Raw genomic sequence first — 23854 nt, 5'->3', positions numbered from 1 at the left:
TTTTGGTAATTATTTTGTGAAAGAAAATAAAAAGGCTCAAATAAATTTGAGCCTTAAAACATTGTTTAAAAATTACTATAAATTATATTTCAAATTTGTAGTTAAATTTAACACCTACCGTAAGCGGGCGATTAATGTAATGGCCGTAGTTACGTTGTATGTCGGCACCATTTGCTGATGTTATATCGGCATCTGAACGACGAACGGATGTAACCGCGTATTTGTTGAATAGGTTATCAACATATAGGGTAGTTGACCATGCATCAGCTGTTAATTTAGCTGATATATTACTTAAGCTGTAACCTGGTAGTGTTTCGCCGTTATCACGAAGCCCTACTCTTGAAAGCACGTCGCTTTGCGCAGTTAAACCGTAGTTAATATCAAGCGTTTTGTCGTTAAACACGTCTGTTTGATAGTTTACACCCATCGAAAATTGATTTTCAGGTGAGCCTGGTAAACGGTCGCCGTCTTCTGCGCCATCGGTACCATCGGCATTAAACAAAAATGGTGCGTCTGATGTTAGCTCTGCTTTTGTGTAGGCATAAGTTGCGTAAACTGAAAACGAGTCAGATAAAATGGCACGGGTCGAAATTTCTACCCCTTTTGCATTAGCGCTGCCTGCGTTTGAAAGGTACGTTAATTGACCTATATCTGTAGCGCCAGTGATTTGCGCATCATCCCAATCTACGTTAAATAACGCGGCGTTAAAGTGTAGCTGGCTTCTAAACCATGTACTTTTAAAGCCTAGCTCGTAGTTTGTTGTGGTGTCGGCTTCATATAATAATTCGTCAGGTTTACCACAACCTGTTTGTTGATCCTCAACAATTGGATCAGGACAAGACACTAAACCGTTTGAACCACCAATTCTAAAGCCTTCACTTACTGTTACATAACCCATTACTGAATCAGTAAATTGATATTTAGCATTAAATTTAAATAAGTTACCGTTATCGCCAGCGTCATCTTTTTCGTATGCAACGGTGATTTTGTCAGGATCTACTCCACCATACAATGTATTGGCTAGCGGGAAGTCAAAAGCTGCTTGCGACTCTACATCGTATTCGTAAAAACGGGCACCAATGGTAATATCTAATTTGTCGGTTACTTGATAACCAACTTCACCAAATAGTGCAGACTCAGTGACTTTACTTTTTGTAAGCTCTAAGTATTCTAATGAGTCAGGTCTTAGCTGCTCGCCACCAAAGTTATCAATAGCGAATTGGTCAAACCCAGGGGTAAACTCTCGGCTTGACGCTTCGGTTTCTGTTTTGTTGTAAAAGCCACCCACAATCCAGTTAAAGTCGCTGTCGCCTTGCGACACTAAGCGAATTTCTTGAGTGAAGGTATCTTCTTCGTCTATTTCACGGGTAAACGTTGAAAACGAAGGGAATTCTTCATAGCCGTAATCAAGACGAATAAGTAAGTCTGTTTGATCGCGTTGACCGTCGGCATCAAAGCTCGAAATACCGGTTGCCGATACTAGCTCTGCAAAACCTAAATCGGCTTTTAGTTCAAGGCTTAGTAATTGATCTTTTTTCTCGCGCGGCTCTTCAAAGCGATAAGCCGATTCGTATTTACCTATTACGTCGCTTAAACCGTTGTTTGCATTAAGGCTATTGTAATGAACAATCGAGCGGCCTTCACTGTCTTGGTTTTGATAAAAGTAGTTAAGCGTACCTTCAAACGATTCATTTGGTTTAAAGCGAACAGAAATACGACCTGTAGTGGTGGTTTCGCCGTTGGCGTCTTTTACATTTTTAAGGTTGTTATTAACTGCTGAGCTATCGCTCCAATCTGGATCTGGCAGTGATACGCCAGATTCACGCACTACATAACCGTAATCGATAAAACCGGGGTCTTCATATACGTTTAAGCTGGCGCGTACTGCTAATTTATCTTCAATAATAGGAAGGTTAAATATAAAACCGCCTTCGCCACCTAAAGAGTCACTTTCTTTTGTTTGAAACAGGTCGCCGTAAACTTCAAGAGATGTAAAATCAAGCTCAGGCTGTTTAAGCATGTAGCGAATTGCACCGCCTAATGTGCCTGCACCATAAAGGGTGCCTTGTGGCCCAATTAATACTTCAACACGCTCAATATCTACTAGGCGCATATCTACCGAAACAGGAATTTCGTTAATGTAAGTAGATACTGTGCCGCCATCTGATGATGGACCAGACGAGTTTGTATTTAAACCACGAACAATAATAGGCGAGCCTGAGCGGCCACCTTGATCGGTAATTGTTAAACCAGGTACCCAGCGCGCTACATCCGCAAGCTCACTGATATTTTGATCTTTCATTATATCAGCATCAAGGGCTGTAATATTTAGCGGTGCATTTTGCACCGAGCCGCTGCGCCTTGTTGCTGTAACTTCAATTACTTCGAGTGATTTGTTTTTAGCTGCAACTTCTTCTTGAGCAAGTGCGGCATTAGGCAATAAAAATACGCTAGAAACAGCGCTCGAAATAGCCAAGGTTAACAAGCTTGGTTTAAACATAAAAAGTGATCCCCAGTTCAAATGTTTTACATTAGTAAATTAAGTTAAGCAGTTTATCAGGGAGTGAAGTAGCTGGGAATATTTAAATTGAATTTTAATTCACTTTTATAGAATAAATATAGCTTATTTTCGGGGTTTTTATTTAGTTAATAGGCAATACAGGCAATGGCTTAGTGTAATTAGGTACAGTTAGATTAAAAATTAAACCCTTGTTTAAAGATAAATAGTCATTCGTATTTTAAAGGTGGTGTTATGACGTGCTCGTTAAACAAATTATTACATTAAAATTAATATTTCATAATGTCATTACTTATACTTTTATTAGCACTATTAAAGTGTATTTTGATCCCCATTAAGGATGTTAAGTCGCCATTATTAGTGACAGTTTAAGTTATTGAGTGAGCGTGTTTGATTGCCGCTTCGTATTCTCTTTTTTATTTTGTCCGCACTTTTTTGTGCGTGTTTTTAAGGATTAACAATGAGCCAACTATTTTCGCCTTTATCACTTGGGCAAGTAACGTTAGATAACCGTATTATTATTGCACCCATGTGCCAGTATTCAGCAAACAATGGCGCTGCTAGCGATTGGCATACTATTCATTTAGGCCAATTGAGTTTAAGCGGTGCTGGGTTACTTATTTTAGAAGCAACAGCAGTAAACCCTGAAGGGCGTATTAGCTACGGCGATTTGGGGCTTTGGAATAACGAAACCCAACAAGCACTAGGCAAAAGCCTAAAAGCAGTAAGGCAATACAGCCCTATGCCTATTGGTATTCAGTTAGCGCATGCTGGACGCAAAGCATCAACTGAAAAACCATGGGACGGTGGCGATGCCATTGCACCTGATGATGTAAATGGCTGGCAAACGCTCGCACCTTCGGCAATTGCGTACGACGCTAACAGCCCAGTGCCAAAAGCAATGAGCCAATCTGACATAGATTCACTAATTAAAGATTTTGTAAGTGCAGCTAAACGCGCTGATGAACTCGGCCTTGATTTAATCGAGCTTCATGGTGCGCACGGTTACCTGTTACATCAATTTTTGTCGCCACTTTCAAACAAGCGAGATGACAACTACGGTGGCAGCCTAGAAAACAGAATGCGCTTATTACTTGATGTGTTTAAAGCGGTAAGAGCGGTATTCCCCAGTAATAAAGCAGTGGGTGTGCGTATTTCGGCAACCGATTGGGTTGAAGGTGGCTGGGATTTAGATCAATCGATAGTGCTTAGTAAAGCGCTTGATGAACTAGGTTGTGATTTTATTCATGTAAGTACGGCGGGCCTAAGCCCAGAGCAACAAATACCAGTTAAACCTAATTTCCAGGTACCGTTTGCAACAGCCATAAAAGAAGCGGTTAAAATGCCTGTTATAGCGGTGGGTTTAATTACACAGGCGCAACAAGCCGAAGATATTATTAGTGAGCAGCAAGCCGATGGCGTAGCACTAGCGCGTGGCATTTTATATAACCCGCACTGGCCGTGGCATGCAGCTGCAGAGCTTGGCGCTACAGTAACTGCACCTAAACAGTATTTACGCTCAAGCCCACATGGGCAGCCATCACCAATAAAATAAAGTTTAGTTTTTTTGTAGAAACCCAACCCGCGTTTGCGGGTTGGGTTTTATTATTTTTATAAAGTAGAGACACACATGACCCAAACAGGCGTTTCAGCGCAACCTCTTAGCAATACACTCGTTACTATTATTGCTTTGTGTTGCGGTCTTATTGTTGCCAATATTTATTACGCTCAACCTATTATTGAGTTACTTGCCCCAGAAGTTGGATTAAGTGCGCACAGTGCTAGCCTTATCGTATCGCTTACACAAATAGGCTACGCTTTGGGGTTGTTTTTTTTAGTACCACTAGCTGATTTAGTTGAAAATAAAAAGCTTATGTTGGTCACTCTTGGTGTGTCGTTTTTGAGTTTAGTGGGTACGGCACTTGCTGATTCACCTAATGTAATGCTTATTTTGTGTTTGATGATAGGTATAAGTTCGGTTTCTGTTCAGGTGCTTATTCCACTTGCTGCGTATTTATCGTCTGACGAAAAACGCGGACAAGTTCTTGGTAATATTATGGCGGGTTTGTTGTTAGGTATTTTGCTAGCAAGACCTATATCGAGCTTAATAGCCGATCACTTTGGTTGGCGCGCTGTATTTTACTTTGCAGCAGGGTGTATGGTGTTTATTGCTGGTGTAATTTATTTTGCTATTCCAAGTAGGCAACCAACCCATAAAACAACGTATTTTAAGTTATTAAAATCGCTGAAACAATTAATGATAAGCCAGCCAGTGCTGCGCCAACGTTCACTTTTTCAAGCGTTAATGTTTGCATCGTTCAGCTTATTTTGGACGAGCGTACCGGTTGTGCTTGCCCGTGAGTATGGTTTATCCCAATCAGAAATAGCATTGTTTGCACTAGTGGGCGCCGCAGGTGCTGTAGCAGCTCCCATTGTTGGGCGTTTGGCTGATAAGGGTTATACGCATCAGTTATCGTTACTGGCCAAACTCATTGCAGCACTGTGCTTTTTACCAAGCTTATTTGAGTTACCTTACGGCATTATAGTATTGGCATTAACCGGTGTGTTTATTGATTTTTCTGTGCAGGCCAATATGGTATTGGGTCAACGTGCAGTGTACGCACTAGAGCCACAAAGCCGTGCGCGTTTAAACGCTATTTATATGACTAGCATATTTGTAGGTGGCGCAGTAGGCTCGCTTATTGCCAGCCCATTATATGAAGTGGGTGGTTGGACTGGTATTGCACTGGTGGCTACGGGTATGCCGCTTATTTCGTTGATTGGTTATTTGGTTACAACTAAAAAGCAAAGTAAGGTTGTGAGTTAAAAAATTACCGGATACAACACAATAAAGTCACCATGTTGTATGGTGACTTTATTTAGCTTATTTGGTAGTTAATTAAGTAGCCTGTTTTTTTGCGTTTGAAAACGAGCTACCAACAGATGCAATAATCACAAGTAAAATAGCGAGCCACTGCCATAAAGTAAGTAATTCACCCAGTATAATAAACCCTGCGAGCGAAGCTATTGCAGGCTCTAAACTCATCATTACGCTAAACCCTTGTGAAGGCATGTTACGCAGTGCAACCATTTCAAGTGTGTAAGGCAGTGCGCTTGATAAAATAGCAATACCAATACCCAGTGGGATAATTTCCCATGTAAACGCGGGGCTTTGCATAATGCCGCCGTAAGGCACTAGCACTATAGCGGCAACAGTCATGCCCAATGCGACAGTGGCTCCACCAGAACTTTGTGTGCCGGTTTTTTTACCAAATAATATATAACCTGCCCAACACGCGCCAGCACCAAGCGCAAGCGCTACACCTAATGGATCAAGGCTATCTTGCCCGCTCATATCAGGAAGCAGAAGCAAAATACCAGCAATAGCACAGGCAACCCAAAATAAATCACGTTTGCGGCGTGATGAAAATAAGGCAACAGCAAGCGGGCCTGTAAATTCAAGTGCTACACCAATGCCTAGTGGAATGCGTTCAATAGCGTAATAAAACAAAATGTTCATGCCGCCTAAACTTAAACCATACACAATTATAGGAATACGATTACCCGTAGTGGGTAAGTGTTTCCAAGGTTTAAACACTAAGCAAAGTATAAAGGCAGAAAAACCAAGCCTAAGGGCCGTCGTACCCTCAGGGCCAACAATTGGAAAAAGCTGTTTTGCAAACGACGCGCCCGTTTGAATGGTCATCATGGCAAGCAATACACACACGATAGCCAGTAAATAACTTTTTGAAGATGCTTTCATTTTTATCCTTGAGTTGAGTAACTCTATCAATTAGTTATGTAATGCAGGGAGTATAAAAGCTAAACCCACCCGATATTAATGGCGGCATAGTATCTTTTTTTAAATTTATAGGTAAGTCTTTGCGACCAAAAATAACGCAATAAAAAGTATATTAAATAGGGAAGGTAAATAAAGTAAGAGGTAAAGTTAGCAAACAGGCGTTTGCTAACTTTAATCAGTTGGTTAAAAGGCCTTAATGGGCACTTTTATTAACTAAGCCATCAAGCGAGTAGAGGCCTCGTTTTTCATCATTTTTGCGTTTAATTTCTTCAAGTGCACGCGATTCTACAGCGTCAAATAAAGCATTAATTAAGCGGTTAAAATGTTTGTGCATTGCACTGCGCGCTGCATTTGCATCATGCGACTTTAGGGCTGTATAAATAGCGGTGTGTTCATCCATAACGCACTCGTTATTGTTTTTACACACACTGCCATAGTCAGCAACAATTTGTGGATTTGTTAAACGTAAATCCCACAAGTTAGACACTGCAAATTCAAGTGCTTTATTACGCGTTGCTCTAGCTATAATTTCGTGGAACTCACGATCGGCTTGCTCAACATATAGGCCTTTTTCCATAGCAATTAATGTTTTATTTAGTTGCTCTAGTTCTTCTTCTGTAATGCTTTGAGCAGCTAGAGCGGCAATTTCGCCTTCAATTAATGCGCGAGCTTGAGTAAGTTCAAATGCACTAATCTCTTTTGATTTTATAGATGCATTTTTTTGTTCTACTACGTAAACACCAGAGCCAGTTTTAACTTCAACTCGGCCACGTACTTCTAATGCGATAATAGCTTCTCTAATGGTAGGGCGGCTTACATCAAACATTTCTGCAAGTTCACGTTCAGGTGGTAAACGACTCCCAGCAGAAAATTCGCCTTGATTTATTAAAGACTCAATTTTATCAACTATGCGCCAAAATAAGCGACGATTACCCATACTTTACCTTCATTACCTTAAGGAATAATGGCCTCTGGGGCCTATAAGTCAAAACCAACTGTTAATATCAGAGGTTACCTTAAAATTCACTATTATGTCAAAATTCTAACGCGATGTTAGGGTTAAAAACCACTATACACCAACGGTTGCATTCTTGTATTACCAATTTAGTTTAAAATAATGTAATTGGCCAGCTTGATTGGTAATGTTTTTATGTGTTAGGTTAGATTTAAGGTTATTGAGTAATAAATATTGGTAATAAACCGAGTTGGGTTGTCAGTGTTAAGTTTGTTGTAGAAGTATTTGATTGCCCATGGATGGGGATCGCTATTTTAAAGTGTTTTGTAAAATGTGTCGTTGTACGAGAGCTATTTAAGCTTTCTTCTGGGCGTTAGCTGTCGTTGGTTAACGCCCATATTTTATTTAATTAGTCGTTAGGGTACACAACCCCAAGCTGTTTGCGCGCTTCATCAAGAACGCTCATTACGTTACTGGCTAAAATGTGCGTATTAACAGGTGACTCAAGGATATTTTGCTTCACTAATGACATGAAATGCTCAACTTCGTATTTCATAAAGTGCTCATCAAACGGCTGGGATATAATCTCTACATCACCATTATTAGCAATAAATTCCACTTTTTTAAGTTGCGATACGGCTTCTATACGTATGCGCCCAAGCTCGCCTTGTATTTCGGTTATGTTGTCGCCTTGCGATATTTTGGAGTAACTAATAACGGCTTGTTTATCTGCATAGTTTAGTAATACATCGCCCGCACCATCTACACCAGTATCGAGCAATACGCCACTGGCACTCACGCTTTTTGGTGCCCCCCAAAGTGCAATTAATAAATACAGCGGGTAAATCCCTAAATCAACTAAAGCACCATTTGCAAACTCGGGTAAAAATGTGTTTGGGCGTTCTCCATTTTTATACTTATCGTAACGCGATGAGTATTGACTGTACTGGCCAATATATTTACGTGGTGTGCCAATTTTTACCATTGCCTGTTGTAGCTGTTCATAGTTAGGCAAGTGAGAGGTCATCATGGCTTCCATGTAAAGGCGCTGATGCTTTTTTGCTGTAGCTATAATGCTTGCAAGCTCTTTAGAATTGGCAGCTGATGGTTTTTCGCCAAGGACATGTTTACCCGCTTCTAGACACATAACGGCATATTGTTTGTGTAAGCTATTAGGGGCGGCTATGTAGACAGCATCGACATTTTGATCTTGGCAAACTTGCTCGATTGAGGTGAAAATTTTTGCTTGTGCATTTTGTGGGTGTTTGGCTAAAAATGCTTCGCCGCTAGATACTGCGCGCGAGCACACCCCATATAAATTAAAATCGTTTAACGTATTTGCAGCGGCTAACAATGTGTCGCTAATAAAATTGGTGCCAACAATAACAAAGTTCATGCTCACTCCTTAGCTTAAATAAAAATAATAAGAGTATTTAGTTTAACATTTTTTTAGTTCTATATGCTCGAGGAGAACATCCAAACCAGCGTTTAACATTAACACTTAGTGTTGCTTGTTCCTGATATCCTAAAAGCTCAGATATGGTTGAGATTGTAAATTGGTTTTGCGCTAAATAGTGTGCAGCTAAAGCGCGGCGAGTGGCATCTTTTAGTTTTACAAAACTCGTATTATGTTTGATAAGTTCTCGATGCAGAGTACGCGGGTGCATACCCAGCGCAGCTGAAATAGTTTGGTTACTACATTGATAAATAGGAAGCATAGGCCTAATTAGCGCACTAACTTGGTTGGGCAACGGTTGTGTGTGTTCTTTGTTTTTTGCCAAGAAGTTTAGCGCTGCTTGTACTTTATTTAGTTTAGGGTGATCAAGCTCAAGAGTTAAATTACTTTTTGAGATTACAATGCCAGCGCTGTTGCGATGCTCTATAACGTTACAACCAAAGTAAGTGTTATAGGCACGAGTATTAGTACTTAACTTTTTTGGCAAAAATATATTAATTGGTTTGCAGCGGTTATTACTCAGCTTTTTAATAACAGCTAATGCTAAACCAATGGTTAGCTCAATGACTTGGTTTATGTGCGGTAATGGTTTTAAATTAATTTCGAATGATAAAAACAAGCTTTTATCATTCTCTAAAGGGTGCGAATTTAAGCTAAGTGCAGGGCTGTGTAAGTGAAGGTATTTAATAACCCAATTAAGTGCATCACCTAAATTAGTACTACTTTTGGCAGCTATTGCAATATGTCCTAAAATATCAAAGTTTTGTCTACTTGCGAGCTTAAGGCCAAAACTAGAGCAATTGAACTTACAAGCACAGTATTCTAAAAGCTCAGCGTAATCTCGATAAGGTAAATATTGGTTGTCGAGATTTTTAAAGTCAACGTTACTAATATTACAGCTTTGCATTATTTCATGCGGATCGCCGCCAAATTCGCTAATTAGCGTGTCTATACCTTGTAATGACGTGGCTCTGATTAGGCTGCTCATGGTTAACCCCAAATAAGTGATGTCTAAAAATATCAAGTTTTATTGGGTTTTTCTATGCACTATTACTGTTAAGGCCGTTTAAAACTTTTATTAAGGTAAACCATGAACAATACAACATTTGATTACATTGTGATTGGCGCAGGCAGTGGCGGCTGCGTTATGGCATCGCGATTGTCTGAGGATAAAAATGTCAGTGTGTGTTTAATTGAAGCTGGCGGCAGCGATAAAAGTGCATTTGTGCAAATGCCAGCTGGCATAGCAGCGAGTGTGCCTTATGGCATAAATAGCTGGCATTACAATACGGTGCCACAAAAAGAGCTTAATAACCGCTGTGGTTTTGTGCCGCGCGGCAAAGTATTGGGTGGGTCAAGCTCTACCAATGCAATGGTTTATATTCGCGGTAACAAATACGATTACGACCAATGGGCTGCTAATGGCAATACGGGATGGGATTTTGAGAGTTTACTCCCGTACTTTATTAAAGCTGAGAACAATAAAGCGTTTATAAATAATGAGCTGCACGGAATAAAAGGCCCGCTACATATACAAGAGCTAAGTAACCCAAGCAATGTAAACCAATATTTTTTAAATGCCTGTGCTGAGCAGGGCGTTAATTTAAGCGACGATATAAATGGCAAAGAGCAAAGCGGCGCGCGTTTATCGCAGGTAACTCAGCACAATGGCGAGCGTTGTAGTGCAGCAAAAGCATATTTAACACCGTATTTAAACCGCCCGAATTTAACGGTATTAACCCATAGCCACGTTAATAAAATAAATGTAACCAATAAGATAGCGCAAGGTGTGCAAATAGAGCGCAATAAAGAGGCTATTAATTTACGTGCTAAAAAAGAGGTAATACTCAGTGCTGGCGCTATTAATTCGCCGCAAATATTAATGCTTTCGGGTATTGGCCCAAAAGAGCAGTTAAGTGCACATAACATTAAGGTTCAGCACGTACTTGAAGGTGTTGGCGCTAATTTACAAGATCACTTAACGGTAGTGCCACTTTATAAATCAAAAACAAGTAAAGGCACATTTGGTATAAGCCCGCATGGCATTGCCAGCATTTTAAAAGGATGCGTTAACTGGTTTAGTAAACGAGAAGGGCGATTAACCAGTAATTTTGCAGAGTCGCACGCGTTTATTAAATTATTTGAAGGCTCGCCAGCGCCCGATGTGCAGCTAGAATTTGTAATTGGGCTGGTGGACGATCATAGTCGTAAATTACACACTGGGCATGGTTACAGTATACACAGCAGTATTATGCGCCCTAAAAGCCGAGGCACGATTACATTAGCAGATAACAACCCGCGTAGTGCACCGCTTATTGACCCTAATTATTTAAGCCATCCAGATGATTTAACTGTAATGCTTGCTGGTCTTAAAAAAACACTCGCTATTATGCAAAGCAACGCTTTTGATAACATACGCGGTAAAATGCTCTACTCGCTTGATATAAATAATGATGATCAGCTAATCGAGTTTATACGCCAAACTGCAGATACCGAATATCACCCGGTCGGGACATGTAAAATGGGGCAAGACTCAATGGCAGTGGTAGATACTAATTTACGAGTACACGGGGTAAGTAACTTACGCGTAGTTGATGCGTCGATTATGCCTACTATTATTACCGGCAACACAAATGCGCCGGTAATTGCGATTGCTGAAAAAGCGGCTGATTTAATTAAACACGCAAGGAAGTAATTAAATAAACAGTAGTAGGGCTATTAATTAGCTATAAAACTCATTTAGCCATTGTTGCCAATCGCTTTCAAGATGCAGCATTTGCTGATGCTTTTTAGCGTTTAGATGCTTGGCTTCGTCCTCGCTTGCCACATAAGGCCCAACGCGGCATAGGGGGCAATGGTTAGATGTTAAGTATGCAGGCTTTGTAAGGCGTGAGCTTAATTCGCTAGTATGTTTATCGAGACTTTTTGGGCTGAAAACGTAAGTTATGCCGCTTGTGTCTTTAACGTGTTTGTCGCGGTCAACATTACGAATTTTATAACCTTCAAAATGGCTAATATCAAATGGGATTTGGCCTAAGTAATCTGCGGTTAAACCGTTATTTAAACTCCCCTCTATATTCCATTCTCGATAAGGTTTTACATCCTTTGAGGTGATGTAACAAAGCATTGGCCCATTTTTATCAAGCGCGTATTCGTTAGCGTATTTAATAAATTGGTGCAGTAAAGCGCGGTTTAATACGTTCATACTGGTTTGGCGCGTGTTGTTTTCAAACGCTTCTCGGCCAACAAATGCAGGTATAAGCGGAAACTGAAAAATAACCACATCAAAGCTGTGCTGGTTTTCACTTAGAGCTTGCCAACATGCATGGTTTGTTACATCAAAACTATTAAGTACCTCAACGTTATGCGCTTTTAAGTTGCTAAGTGCATTGTGCTGGTATTTTTGCTCAATAGTAGTTTGGTCATCGTAAGTGGATGCAACCAAAGCTTTTGGCGATAGATGAGTGTAAATAGCGTTCGAAAACGATAAATCGCCATCGCCTACGGTGAGTATTCGCCATTGAGGATTTAAATACATATTTTATTTAGCGTTTATGTTTGTAGCAGTATTATTTATATCGCTATTTGTTTGTGAGTCTTTTGCTAGTAAACGATGAAACGCAAGTCTGGTTTTTAACCCTTCAATAGCGATTTGTTTAATAATAAGATTAAAGGTAATTAAAATGGCAAAGGCAATATGAATAGGGCCGTGAGTAAATCCTGCATCTGTATCGTACAGTGTTAAACCGAATAGCAAAAATAAAACGACTAAAAATATTTCGAGTAATTGACTTGAATAAAAGCTTAAACGACCTTCGCTTTTATGATCTTTTTTAATGCGAATAGCACAAAAAAATGGGATCACTTTGATTTTAAATGCAGCGTTTTTTTCTACGTAGTTTTCGCCAAGTTCGTCGAGTTGTTGGCGTAGTTGGTCAATCATGGTGTGTCCTCAAATAGCAGTGCGCGAATATTACCTTATTACCACGCAATATTTAAGTTTACAGCTGTTATTTAGGGTAAATACTCATACCAATAGTAAGGATATGACACACAAACACAACAGAGGTAAGTACAAAGCGCATTTTTTGATAATCTTTATGATAGGTTTGCCATTGCGGCGTGGCTTTTTCAAATATAAGTACTAACCAAAAACTAGCACCTAAACAAGCGAGTGCCCACTCAACAGGTAAAAATGATAAAAATGGTATAGGTATTACAGGAACAACAGCTTTTATCGCATTGCTATAAGTTTGCTCTCCGGCGCGCCATAAGTTACCCGCCATAAATGCTAAAATGGCGATACTGTAAAAAGTAAAAAACTCCAAGTTAAGGCTATTACTGCCAAACATGAGCGGCCAACCTACACACCCTAAAAACGGGATTAAGCCTAGGTAACCTAGCTGTATATGGTTAACAAATTTTTCCATTACGGTGTGCCTTATATTTAATGACTTATCTGAAGCGCGGCTATTGTAGCAGTATTGCGATTAGCGGTCTTAATAATTCGCCAGCGTTTACAATTCAAATAATGCTTACGATAACAATGATTACATAGTTCAACCCAAAAAACCGATTGTTTTAATCTAAACAATCAATTTTATTTAATTTCCCATTGGCCTTATTGTATTAATCAAGCCAACGCAGAAGGTCGTTTAAAACGAAAGCGTTGATTACTTTTAAAATACATAAACACAGATGAGGAAATACCATGAGCACTTCATTAATCAATACAAAATTACAACCATTCAATGCAACCGCTTACCACAACGGTGACTTTGTAGAATTGTCTGAAAAAGATGTTCTAGGTAAATGGTCTATCTTCTTCTTTTACCCAGCAGACTTTACATTTGTATGTCCTACCGAATTAGGTGACCTTGCAGATTACTATGCACAACTTCAAGAAATGGGCGTAGAAGTTTACTCAGTATCTACTGACACTCATTTTACTCACAAAGCATGGCATGACACGTCAGACACTATCGGTAAAATTACTTACCCAATGATTGGCGACCCAACAGGGCGTATTACACGTAGCTTTGGTGTAATGATTGAAGAAGAAGGTTTAGCACTTCGCGGTACATTTGTAATGAACCCAGAAGGCGAAATTAAAGTAATCGAAACTCACGATTTAGGAATTGGCCGAAGCGCTAAAGAACTAGTTCGTAAAGTACAAGCTGCACAATACATTGCAACTCACGATGGTGAAGTTTGCCCTGCATCTTGGCAGCCAGGTGAAGACACACTTGCACCTTCACTAGATTTAGTTGGTAAAATCTAAATATAGGTTTACCCACTTTTATAAGGGCAGGTAACTGCCCTTAAATCAACGAACATTCGTTTGTTGGTGCCTCCTATATCAATATACTTGTTTAAGCACATGCATTATTTGGCATGGGAGGCTTGCTGTTTAAATTTTCCTAAAAGGGTTAAGCCATGTTAGATAACAACATAAAAAATCAATTAAAAAGCCATTTCGAATCGCTTACTCAACCTGTTGAGCTGCTTATTGCCTTGGATGACAGCAAAAAATCAGCAGAAGTAGAAAGCTTAGCAAACGATTTAGCCTCACTAAGCGATAAATTTACTGTAATAAGCAATCCTGATACAAGCGCACGTCGCCCGTCAATGGTTGTACATTCGCCTATTAAAAAAACTCATGTTACGTTTGCAGGCGTACCTATGGGTCATGAATTCACAAGTTTAGTGTTAGCACTTTTGCATACTGGCGGACACGCAAGTAAAGCTAAAAGCGAAGACATTGAGCAAATACAATCGCTTACTCAAGAGCTAAACTTTGAAGTATACATAAGTTTAAGTTGCCAAACGTGCCCGCAAGTAGTGCAAGCACTTAATACTATGGCAGCGACAAACAGTAATATTAAAGCCACCATGATTGACGGTGCATTATTTCAAGATGAAGTAGAAGAACGAAATATTTTAGCTGTTCCGGCTGTATATTTAAATGGCGAACCATTTAGCCAAGGTGCACTAAGCCTTACTGACATACTTAATAAAGTAGATAGCAAAGGGGCTGCTAAACAAGCAGCAGCGCTAAGCGAAAAAGACGAGTTTGATGTACTGGTAGTTGGTGGCGGCCCAGCGGGCGCGTCGGCTGCAATTTACTCAGCACGAAAAGGGTTAAATACAGGCATTGTTGCTGATAGATTTGGTGGACAAGTTGCCGATACACTAGCAATAGAGAACTTTATTTCGATTAAAGCGACTGAAGGGCCTAAATTGGTTGCCCAGCTTGAAGAGCACGTTAAAGAATACGATGTAGATGTAATGCATAATCAGCGTGCAGCGGCACTTGGTTATAACAATGGTTACGAAATTACACTAGAAAATGGCGCAGTACTTAAAGCTAAGTCGCTCGTACTTGCAACTGGTGCACGCTGGCGCGAAATGAATGTACCAGGTGAGCAAGAGTATCGTGGCCACGGTGTGGCATATTGCCCACATTGCGACGGCCCTTTATTTAAATGCAAACCTGTTGCTGTAATTGGTGGTGGTAATTCAGGTATAGAAGCGGCAATCGATTTAGCTAATATTGTGCAAAGCGTTACGGTACTTGAATTTGCAGACACGCTACGAGCCGATGAAGTGCTTATTCGTAAAGCTAAAAGCATGGCTAATATTACTATTATAAAAAGTGCACAAACAACCGAAGTACTTGGTGATGGTAAAAAAGTAACTGGCTTAATGTACACAGATAGAGTGTCGGGGGAGAGCAAAGAGCTTGAACTTGCCGGTATATTTGTACAAATAGGCTTAATACCAAATACTGAGTGGTTAAAAGACAGCGACCTTGAATTAAGCAAATTTGGTGAAATACTAATTGATGCTAAAGGCGCAACTTCATTACCAGGCATTTATGGCGCGGGGGATGCAACCAATACTCCGTTTAAACAAATTATTATTGCAATGGGCAGCGGTGCAACAGCAAGCTTAGGCGCATTTGATTATTTAATTCGTCACTCTGAAGAAGCTGATCAAAGCGCTGCTTAATGTAATTAGTAAAAACTCTCTTGATATAACAGCAAGGCTACACCCATAGCTGTTTGTTAACCCAAGCCGCCCTTCTCCAAAGGCGGCTTTTTTAATGCTTAAGAATTAGCACACGATTTAATCGCACCCACCACCAGAATCGCCGCCGCAATTTGTATAAGAATGTGATGAGTTACTGCTAGAGGAAGCTGTTGAGTCACTGCCAGTATAAGCAGATGATCCACGTGATGACTTAGCACTGATAAATGTAACTAACAGCAATACGCCCGATACGATAACTATTGTTATTGATGAGCTCCATTGCCCAGTGGAAACGCCTTTAAATACTGCAACAATAAGGACAGTTAGTAATATAGTTCTAATTATGTTTTTCATTGTTAATGCCTTATCTAACTATATTTAGCACGCGGTTAAGTGTGCAAAGCTAATATTTTTAAAGCTTTAGTAATTGCGCCGCTGACGCAATAGCGACTTCTAAAGAATGCATTTTAAACGGTTTTGAAATAAACATATCCATACCAGCTTGTTTGCACGCTAATTTATCTTGCGATGAAGTATTGGCTGTAAGGGCAACAATATAGGTTGAATCGTGCGGACAGATACTTTTTGATCGCAGTTGTTTTGTAGCCTCAAAACCATCGAGTATAGGCATAATACAATCCATAAAAATAAGGTCGTAATGCTTTTGCTCGCATTTAAATATGGCATCTTGCCCATCTACTGCAAAGTCTGGCTTTATATTGAGTTTATTAAGCGACGCATCAAGAACTAGCCTGTTTATGTCGTTGTCATCCACCACTAAAACAGAAAGCTTAGAAGCGTTAATATTTATTTTTGATAGCGGATTTAGCTCTACTTTTTGCTCTTTACCTAGCTCTATAGGGATACTTAGCGAAAAAGTAGTTCCCTGATTAACTTTACTACTGACCTTGATTGTTCCACCCATGTACTCAACAAGTTCTTTAACTATTGCGAGGCCAAGTCCTGTGCCTCCTTTACTGTTTTTAGCATCTACTTCTTGAGTAAAAGGGGAGAATAAAGATTCAAGAAATTGGCTAGTCATGCCTCTTCCCGTATCGGCGACTTTAATGTTTAGCGTTAATTTATTATTGTTATTAATCACAGACGTGTGCAGTTTTACACAACCACGCTCAGTAAATTTTAACGCATTACTTAATAAGTTGGAGGTAATTTGACTTAGGCGTGTGTTATCGCAATATGCCCAGCAGCTATCAGAAATTTCATTTTTTACTTCTAGTTCTACATTGCTGTTTTTAAATAACGGGGTGTACAAAGAAATGAGATCAGTAAATGTTGTATTTAATAAAACATCCGTGGGTTCTAGTTTTAACTCACCGTGGTTAATTTTAGAAAAATCGAGTACTTCGTTTATTATGCTCAAGAGTATATCTGCGCTACGCAGCGCGACTTTTATTTTTTCGGTTCTCTTTTGTTCGTTATGTTCATCTATTAACGTAGTAAGCATGCCCGTAATGCCATTTAGCGGTGTTCTAAGTTCGTGGCTTATTTTTGCAAAAAGCATGCTTCTATCTTCGAGTAATCGCTCGGCTTGTTCTTGTTTATTTTTAAGCTCTTCTCTTAAAGCCACTGCTTCGGTAATATTTTGAAAGGTACCAAACAAACGTACACAGGTATCACCGTCAAATTCGGCTTCACCAAATGTAGATACCCAAATGGTCTGATTTTTGGCTGTAATAATTTCAAGCTCTAGATGCCACTTTTCGCCGTGTTGTATAGCAAGCTCAACTGCTTTACTTATTTCGTCTCTGCTTGTACCTTCTTTATAAAAGTTAACTGCAGATTCAATTTCAGGCTGATAGTTTTCATCAACTTGATGGATTTGTTTAGTTTGCTGACTCCAATAAATTTTATTATTAGTAAGGTCAACTTCCCACGTGCCTATATTTGCTATGCTTTCTAGTTTTAATAAGCTATTGCTGTTTTTTATTAATTTTTCTTTAGTGATGCTGCGAGCTAGTTCTGCCCCTAACCACTGCGCAAATAGCTCAATATAGTCGTAGGCGGCATCTGTAAATACTGGAGATTGATTGGCAGAAGAAAAATTTACAGTTCCAAATATATCGGTACCTATTTTAATAGGTGCCCCAATATATGACTCAAGTTTAAAGTTTGCATAGCAAGGATGGTCAGCAATTGCGCTTTGTGAGACGTTATGAAATGCAAGTGCAGAACCCGCAGTAAGAGTGTGTACACAATAGGTGCCATCTAAATCAAATTGAGTACCTATTTCTAATGCATTATCTGGCGTAATGGCATGTAGCACGGTATAGCAGTTTTTCTCGACCTTACTAATAATAGCTAAATCAAGGTTAAACACTTTAAGTCCAAATGCTAGTAGCTGATGGGTTTTTTCATCAAAGTCTAAGCTTTGGTTAGATACTATGTCGTGAAATTGCCTAAGAAAATTCAATAGTAAATATCCTGTTGGTTTTAGAACTGAGTCTATAGCTTGATAAAGCACTAGTTTAACAAAAAAATTAAATATATTTAGTTAATTATTACTTTATATAAACTTTCTCTAATTAAGCACAACTGATTTAAACACAAACTGCGAGTAAGTTGCTCGCAGCTTATTGTGTATATTAGTAGGTTGAGTTTGGTGTGTACTCAGGGTTGATATCGCCGTCTACTTCCTCTGGGTCAACATCGTTAATAAGCAGTGTTTCACGTACAGCTTCAATGTGATCAAGTACGCTTTGGTAGCGCTCGCCATATTCATACTTTGTCACTTCAATCGCTTTAGGCATGTAAGTAAAAGCTATTTTTAGGGCGTGGAGTGCTTCTTCGTTTATTTTTTCGCTCATAATGTTCTCTTATGTGTAGGCTATAGCTAACCTGAGTTCTGAATAATAAATCTATCTCAAGCAGCTTTTTTAGTGCTAACTGCGTTGAATTTCCTTGCAATAGACCAGCTATTGACGCGTAAATTTGCCTTGTTTCCACCAAAAATTTCTAGCTAGAGAGAGACAGACTTAAATATCGTTATTATTTACAGTGTTTTTAAATCTCTTAACCAGAATTTAGGTTAGTTAGTAAAATAACACCAAATACGATTCGGTAAAGACCAAAACTAACAAAAGTGAAATTTTCTAGAAAGCGTATGAATAGTTTAATAGTAAAATAAGCAACTATAAAAGACGTTAAAAAACCTACAGCAAGGGCAGTTAGGTCATCTAAGCTAAACAGTTGGTAATGTTTAAGTAAGTCGTACCCTGAGGCTGCTGCAAGTACAGGTAAACCAAGTAAAAATGAAAATTCAGCGCTGGTTTTTCGGTTTAAACCACACAACATGGCACCAACAATAGAGCTCCCAGCACGACTAGTCCCCGGAATTAACGCAAATACTTGTGCTACGCCAATCCAAAGTGCTTGTTTATAAGTAACTTGGGTTACATCGGTAGTTGTGCAGTGAGCCTCTTTATAACTGCGCTCTAATAGTAAAAAGATCACACCGCCTACAATAAACATAACACCTACTACTGGTACGCTAAACAGTGTTTTTATTACATCACTAAATATAAAACCAATAATACCCAAAGGAATAAATGCAATGGCAACTTTCACCCATAAATTGAAATATTTAGGGCTAAACTTGTCTTTATAGTTGGCTAGTACCGCCAAAATGGCGGCAAGTTGGATAATGACTTCGAAGGCGAGGTTAGTGTCTGTTGATTCAATGCCTAACCACTTTGACGCTACAATTAAGTGCCCAGTTGATGATATGGGTAAAAATTCTGTTATACCTTCAATAATACCTAAAATAATCGCGTTAATTATATCCACGGTTTACTGCTTCCTGAAAAATTAAAAAGCCCGAACTCGGCTTAACTGAAATGACGCATTACTGCGTACCTAAATTGCGAGGCGTAGCATAAAAGCTCTTAAAGCAAACCAACAGTATTTTTAGACTTAATGTGTTTAATAAATTGCATTAAGTATTAAATGCACAATATAATAACAATTGTTATCATTTGCATATGATGTTTTGTATATGTTTGGGCAAATTTAATGAGCGAATAATGAATAATAAAAAAACGTTTACAGCTACACGGCGAAGGCACCTAATTGCATGTGTGCTAGCGCTAATTACTGCGGTAATAATGATTCCGGGTATGACAACTTATTTACCGTTTCAAATGAATGAACAAATATTACTGCCTATTTTACTCTTTCCTGTTATTTGGACTGCGTTGTTTATTTATGCGTATTTGGCGCAAAAGGTATGGCAACCGTTTGTTGTAATGTTTGCACTGTGTGTATTACATGGTTTATTGAGTTTTTGGGCGTTAACGCAGGGGCAGGGATGAAGTCGATTACTTTAAAAAAGCTATTTTTATTACATAGCTGGGTAGGAATTATTACTGCTGTACTGCTATTTATTGTTGCATTTAGTGGGGCGTTAGCAGTGCTGTCGCGACCTGAGTTAAAAATATGGGCAAATCCAGAGCTACAATCTAGCCAACACGTTGCCAGCGCGCAAATTAATCGACTAGTAAACGAATATCATAAACAGGTGCCTAGTGAATTTGGCGAAAACATTCATGTGTTTTTACCAAGTGGACATAACTTTCATTTATTAACGTTGGTATTTGAATCCCACCATGGCGATGAAAACTATGACCAAGAGGTGGCCAGAGTATTTCAATTTCATCCCAATACATTGGCGCTGGAAAATACTTACTATGGGCCTAGTAAAGAATTTTACGCTAATAAAAAAACGGATGCGCCAACTTATATAGGTGAGTTTCATGCAGATTTGCATTTAGGGCGACCAATTGGGTTAATACTCACTGGTTTTTTAGGTTTAACACTTTTAGTAAGTGCAGTGACAGGCTTGTTTATTCATCGTAAATTGATAAAAGAGCTCTTTACGTTTAGGCGAGATAAAGGATTAGATATTACAGTAAGCGATGCTCATAAGGTCATAGGTATTTGGGGCAGCGTATTTAATATTGTAATTGGTTTTACAGGATCATTTTTAGGGCTTGCGACCGTTATTTTATTACCAGCAGCTGCGTTTGTGAGCTTTGGTGGCGATCAAGATAAGTTAATAGAAACGTTTACCGCTATTCCTGAGCCGGTAGTTAGCCACATTAAGCAACCTACAAAAATAGACACTATTTTAGACAATGCTCATAGTCGTTACCCTGAAGCAATAATTAGGGATGTCACAATAATGGCGCATAACGATGCGAATGCGCAGGTGTATTTGCGTTTGTTAGGTGGCGAGGCTGTTGCTTCTCAATTACTGCATTATAAAGGCAATGGTGAGTTTGTGCAGTCGATGAGTAGTTTTGGTGATATTTCAGGTGTTTCGATAAAAGTAATTGAGTTGATGTTTCCGCTGCACTTTGGGAACTTTGCAGGGGTGTTTGTAAAATTACTTTGGGTATTGCTTGGCTTAAGTACTGCGCTTTTACCTATTTCGGGCATGATGATGTGGCTAGCAAAGCGTACACGTGGCAGTAGCCCGTCGCTGAGTGTGCAGGCATATGCACGCTGGAATCGTTTTATTATTGGTAGTTGTGGAGGCTTGGTATTAGCAAGCTTTGTGTTATTTCCTTTGCAAGTTGTACTTAATTATACCGTTATTGGTGTGGCGCAAAATAGCTTTTTTGGACCCGTGTTTTTTTATACGTGGTTGGCATGGTTACTCTTAAGTGTATTGCCTATAGGTTATAAAAACTATTTTAAGCTGACTCTTTTGCTATGCGGCGCTTCGCTTGCTTTGGTGCTGCCGCTCAATATTATATTTGGCGTGAGCAATGTTATTAACCTTAATAGCTCGCTTGTCGCGATAGTAGATATAAGTTTTATGGTGGTGGGTATCGCGTGTATTTTTGGTGCCTTAAAAATAAAAAACACACAAAAATTACAAGCAGAGGTACAACCCGCATGAACGAACTACTAATTATAATTGCCATGGTAAGTCTATTATTAATGATGCTCAATATACGCAAAAACACACTCACAATACCCACTAAAGCTTTTTTATGTACACTGCTATTTAGTTTAGCGCTGATATGCTTTATGAGTGTTTATAGTATTTTAGGCGGTGCAATATGCACCGTTGTAGGAGCTATGTTAGCAGGGTTACTAACTGCAGTTATTGCGGGTAAAGCGCCGCAATTATTAGGGTAAATAATGCATTTATTTAGCTAAAAAGGCCTTAGCAGTATCAACTCCCATATTGTAACCACTATTAAGTATTTCAAACTTTTTAGTGGTTCGGCCAACTTTAAAATTAGTCGGTGGAGCAATAATATTGATTTTGCAGTCACTAGGTGGATTCATAATAAAATCGATAGACTTATTATAAAAATCAGCCCTATCTAAGGTCGCTTGAACTAATGCAGGATAGTTTTTATACATTTTTTTAGTAAGCCAAGGTGCCTTACTTGGTTTTTTACGATAGCCTAAACATTGAGACAAAATAACGGTGATTTCGCGTGCACCCATTTCGTAAGCTTTTATAACCGGAATTGAATCAGCAACACCGCCATCGGTCATCGCTATGTCATTAATAATAGGGTAGTCACGATAGGCAATGGGTATAGCGCATGATGCTTTTAATTGATGCACCATATCGGCGCTGGTGGCTTTTAAATAGTGTGCTTTGCCTGATTCGATTGCCGTAGATACAATATAAAACTCTTGTGGAGTTTGTTCGAATACCTCTGTATGAAGGCGTATTTCGCGAATTGTTTCTTGCCATAACCAATCTAAATCAAATAAATGACCACCTTTAATAAAGCGCGCTAAATTAATAAATTCAGGACGGCATGAATAGTCGGTAATCACTTTATAATTTCGCATTGGTTGTTTGCATAAAAATGCGGCTATATTAGTTGCTCCGGCTGAAACACCAAAATAGCGTTCAAATGGCTGGTATTGCTGTTTTAAAAACTCATCAAGCACACCAGCGGCAAATATACCGCGCATTGCACCGCCTTCAACGACGAGTGTGTTTTTATTATTGTTGTTCATGGCCAATCCTTTTTATGAAATTTGATGTTATCAACTCAGTCTAAAAAATGCGATAGAGATTACTGAAGATGATAAAAAATTAAAGCCGGGTACACATCGCGAAACTCACTGCTTTCTGGTAAGGTTTAGTATTACAAGGCTTTGTTAATAATAAAGAATAACTACTTATGTTTGATCCTAGCGTAACCATTTTTGAAAGCACACAGAGTCAGCTTGCAGAAAGTCCTCTTTGGCATCCTATGCTGAACACTTTTTTTTGGGTCGATATAAATAAAAAATTACTTTTAAGCAAAAATATACACAGCGAAAGCCAACTAAAAACCGTGAATATGCCCGATACGCTCAGTGCAATAGCGTGGATTGATGAGCAGCACTTATTGCTAGGGACAAGTACTGGTATATACAAATACCATATTAATTCAAGCACTCGCCATCTTATTCTTAATATTGAAAATACACAGCTAAATCGACGTTCAAACGACGGCCGTGCTGATCCATGGGGTGGCTTTTGGTTAAGTACAATGGATGTAAATGCTAAAAAAGGGGATGGTAAAATATACCGTTATTATAAAAACCAGCTTAAAGCCGTTGTAAGTGGTTTGAGTATCCCAAATGGATTGTGTTTTGATAAGTCCCGTTTACGCGGTTATTACTGCGACTCTTTAACGAGTTGTATTTATGTATTAGATTTGGATGAGAAAACTGGTGAGCCTTGCGCTGAGCCACGTGTTTTTTATCAATTTAATAATACTGATGTTGACCCCGATGGCTGCGTAACCGATAAATTAGGCAATTTGTGGCTAGCTGTTTGGGGAATGGGATGTGTTATGTGTTTATCCCCAAGCGGTGAGCTAATTAAAACAATAGAGCTTTGTGCATTAAAACCGACGTGCACCGCCTTCGGTGGTGAAAATGCTGAGTTACTACTTGTGACATCGGCATTTGATGAAGCGATTAATAATACTGTTGGTGAACAAGGCGCTGTATTTCAGATCTCCGGTATAAAAAACGGGCAGTTTGAGCCGCCCGTTTTACTGTAACTTGTAATTTTCAGTGATGATTAGCTTTTAGGCGTAACCCACA

The 23854-nt window shown here is 39.2% G+C and carries 22 protein-coding genes; 9 read left to right on the top strand and 13 right to left on the bottom strand.

Annotation, left to right across the window (positions count from 1 at the left end; all coding sequences use genetic code 11):
• Nucleotides 1-82: 82 nt before the first annotated feature.
• Nucleotides 83-2500, bottom strand: coding sequence for a TonB-dependent receptor (locus H5157_RS02545; RefSeq protein WP_182711693.1), 2418 nt, complete (start codon nt 2498-2500; stop codon nt 83-85).
• 478 nt (nt 2501-2978) lie between these two features.
• Between H5157_RS02545 and H5157_RS02540 the strand changes: the two genes are divergently transcribed.
• Together H5157_RS02540 and H5157_RS02535 are read left to right on the top strand one after the other, a co-directional pair.
• A complete protein-coding gene (locus tag H5157_RS02540) occupies nt 2979-4073 on the top strand; it encodes an NADH:flavin oxidoreductase/NADH oxidase (RefSeq protein ID WP_182716290.1) in 1095 nt (364 codons plus the stop codon).
• Between the two features lie 75 nt (nt 4074-4148).
• Complete coding sequence (locus tag H5157_RS02535; RefSeq protein WP_182724053.1) at nt 4149-5345, top strand: MFS transporter; 1197 nt, start codon at nt 4149-4151, stop codon at nt 5343-5345.
• 72 nt (nt 5346-5417) lie between these two features.
• Here the strand turns inward: H5157_RS02535 and H5157_RS02530 are convergent, their stop codons facing one another.
• The 4 genes from H5157_RS02530 to H5157_RS02515 all read right to left on the bottom strand — a co-directional run bounded on the left by H5157_RS02530 (nt 5418) and on the right by H5157_RS02515 (nt 9719).
• Nucleotides 5418-6281, bottom strand: a complete 864-nt coding sequence (locus tag H5157_RS02530) for a DMT family transporter (protein ID WP_182724052.1) — start codon at nt 6279-6281, stop codon at nt 5418-5420.
• 232 nt (nt 6282-6513) lie between these two features.
• Nucleotides 6514-7257, bottom strand: a complete 744-nt coding sequence (locus H5157_RS02525; protein WP_002960591.1) for a FadR/GntR family transcriptional regulator — start codon at nt 7255-7257, stop codon at nt 6514-6516.
• A 427-nt stretch (nt 7258-7684) separates the two neighbouring features.
• Nucleotides 7685-8671, bottom strand: a complete 987-nt coding sequence (locus tag H5157_RS02520; protein WP_182716292.1) for a Gfo/Idh/MocA family protein — start codon at nt 8669-8671, stop codon at nt 7685-7687.
• Nucleotides 8672-8708: 37 nt separating this feature from the next.
• A complete protein-coding gene (locus tag H5157_RS02515; RefSeq protein ID WP_182720128.1) occupies nt 8709-9719 on the bottom strand; it encodes an AraC family transcriptional regulator in 1011 nt (336 codons plus the stop codon).
• Between the two features lie 102 nt (nt 9720-9821).
• Between H5157_RS02515 and H5157_RS02510 the strand changes: the two genes are divergently transcribed.
• Nucleotides 9822-11426, top strand: a complete 1605-nt coding sequence (locus H5157_RS02510; RefSeq protein WP_182720129.1) for a GMC family oxidoreductase — start codon at nt 9822-9824, stop codon at nt 11424-11426.
• 27 nt (nt 11427-11453) lie between these two features.
• Here the strand turns inward: H5157_RS02510 and H5157_RS02505 are convergent, their stop codons facing one another.
• The 3 genes from H5157_RS02505 to H5157_RS02495 all read right to left on the bottom strand — a co-directional run bounded on the left by H5157_RS02505 (nt 11454) and on the right by H5157_RS02495 (nt 13161).
• Nucleotides 11454-12269, bottom strand: coding sequence for a class I SAM-dependent methyltransferase (locus H5157_RS02505; protein WP_182720130.1), 816 nt, complete (start codon nt 12267-12269; stop codon nt 11454-11456).
• Nucleotides 12270-12272: 3 nt separating this feature from the next.
• Nucleotides 12273-12674: a hypothetical protein gene (locus H5157_RS02500; RefSeq protein ID WP_002960599.1), complete on the bottom strand. Its 402-nt coding sequence runs from the start codon at nt 12672-12674 to the stop codon at nt 12273-12275.
• Nucleotides 12675-12741: 67 nt separating this feature from the next.
• Complete coding sequence (locus tag H5157_RS02495) at nt 12742-13161, bottom strand: DUF3429 domain-containing protein (protein WP_182692533.1); 420 nt, start codon at nt 13159-13161, stop codon at nt 12742-12744.
• Nucleotides 13162-13442: 281 nt separating this feature from the next.
• Here H5157_RS02495 and ahpC point away from each other — a divergent pair, with 281 nt between their 5' ends.
• Together ahpC and ahpF are read left to right on the top strand one after the other, a co-directional pair.
• On the top strand, nt 13443-14012 hold the full coding sequence (gene ahpC, locus H5157_RS02490; RefSeq protein WP_002960601.1) for an alkyl hydroperoxide reductase subunit C: 570 nt from the start codon (nt 13443-13445) through the stop codon (nt 14010-14012).
• Between the two features lie 155 nt (nt 14013-14167).
• Nucleotides 14168-15742 (top strand): alkyl hydroperoxide reductase subunit F, encoded by a 1575-nt coding sequence (gene ahpF, locus H5157_RS02485; RefSeq protein WP_182724051.1) that lies wholly within the window; start codon nt 14168-14170, stop codon nt 15740-15742.
• Between the two features lie 117 nt (nt 15743-15859).
• Here the strand turns inward: ahpF and H5157_RS02480 are convergent, their stop codons facing one another.
• The 4 genes from H5157_RS02480 to H5157_RS02465 all read right to left on the bottom strand — a co-directional run bounded on the left by H5157_RS02480 (nt 15860) and on the right by H5157_RS02465 (nt 19567).
• Complete coding sequence (locus tag H5157_RS02480; protein WP_182692531.1) at nt 15860-16117, bottom strand: hypothetical protein; 258 nt, start codon at nt 16115-16117, stop codon at nt 15860-15862.
• Between the two features lie 58 nt (nt 16118-16175).
• The gene (locus tag H5157_RS02475; protein WP_182711688.1) at nt 16176-18194 is read right to left on the bottom strand and encodes an ATP-binding protein; all 2019 of its coding nucleotides are present in this window, start codon (nt 18192-18194) and stop codon (nt 16176-16178) included.
• A 172-nt stretch (nt 18195-18366) separates the two neighbouring features.
• A complete protein-coding gene (locus H5157_RS02470; RefSeq protein WP_002960604.1) occupies nt 18367-18588 on the bottom strand; it encodes a hypothetical protein in 222 nt (73 codons plus the stop codon).
• Between the two features lie 205 nt (nt 18589-18793).
• Nucleotides 18794-19567 carry an undecaprenyl-diphosphate phosphatase gene (locus H5157_RS02465; RefSeq protein WP_182692529.1) on the bottom strand — a complete coding sequence of 258 codons (774 nt, stop codon included), beginning with the start codon at nt 19565-19567 and terminating at the stop codon, nt 18794-18796.
• A gap of 236 nt (nt 19568-19803) precedes the next feature.
• On the opposite strand from H5157_RS02465, the gene H5157_RS02460 reads away from it, so the two are divergent.
• Genes H5157_RS02460 through H5157_RS02450 form a run of 3 tightly spaced genes read left to right on the top strand, consistent with a single transcriptional unit; the run spans nt 19804 to nt 21925 of the window.
• A complete protein-coding gene (locus H5157_RS02460; protein WP_182692528.1) occupies nt 19804-20091 on the top strand; it encodes a hypothetical protein in 288 nt (95 codons plus the stop codon).
• Nucleotides 20088-21683, top strand: a complete 1596-nt coding sequence (locus H5157_RS02455) for a PepSY domain-containing protein (protein ID WP_182724050.1) — start codon at nt 20088-20090, stop codon at nt 21681-21683. The genes H5157_RS02460 and H5157_RS02455 overlap by 4 nt, the downstream gene beginning before the upstream one ends.
• Nucleotides 21680-21925, top strand: coding sequence for a hypothetical protein (locus H5157_RS02450; protein WP_182724049.1), 246 nt, complete (start codon nt 21680-21682; stop codon nt 21923-21925). Before H5157_RS02455 ends, H5157_RS02450 begins: the two co-directional genes overlap by 4 nt.
• 9 nt (nt 21926-21934) lie before the next feature.
• Here H5157_RS02450 and H5157_RS02445 read toward each other — a convergent pair whose 3' ends face one another.
• Nucleotides 21935-22771 (bottom strand): patatin family protein, encoded by an 837-nt coding sequence (locus H5157_RS02445; protein WP_182724048.1) that lies wholly within the window; start codon nt 22769-22771, stop codon nt 21935-21937.
• A 167-nt stretch (nt 22772-22938) separates the two neighbouring features.
• Here H5157_RS02445 and H5157_RS02440 point away from each other — a divergent pair, with 167 nt between their 5' ends.
• The gene (locus tag H5157_RS02440; RefSeq protein ID WP_182724047.1) at nt 22939-23811 is read left to right on the top strand and encodes an SMP-30/gluconolactonase/LRE family protein; all 873 of its coding nucleotides are present in this window, start codon (nt 22939-22941) and stop codon (nt 23809-23811) included.
• Nucleotides 23812-23854 lie beyond the last annotated feature (43 nt).

The organism is Pseudoalteromonas sp. SG43-3, from assembly GCF_014164385.1.
In the GTDB taxonomy this organism is placed as follows: Bacteria; Pseudomonadota; Gammaproteobacteria; order Enterobacterales; family Alteromonadaceae; genus Pseudoalteromonas; species Pseudoalteromonas distincta.
Note: the sequence above shows the minus strand (reverse complement) of the source record. Positions and strands in the feature narration are given on the sequence as shown.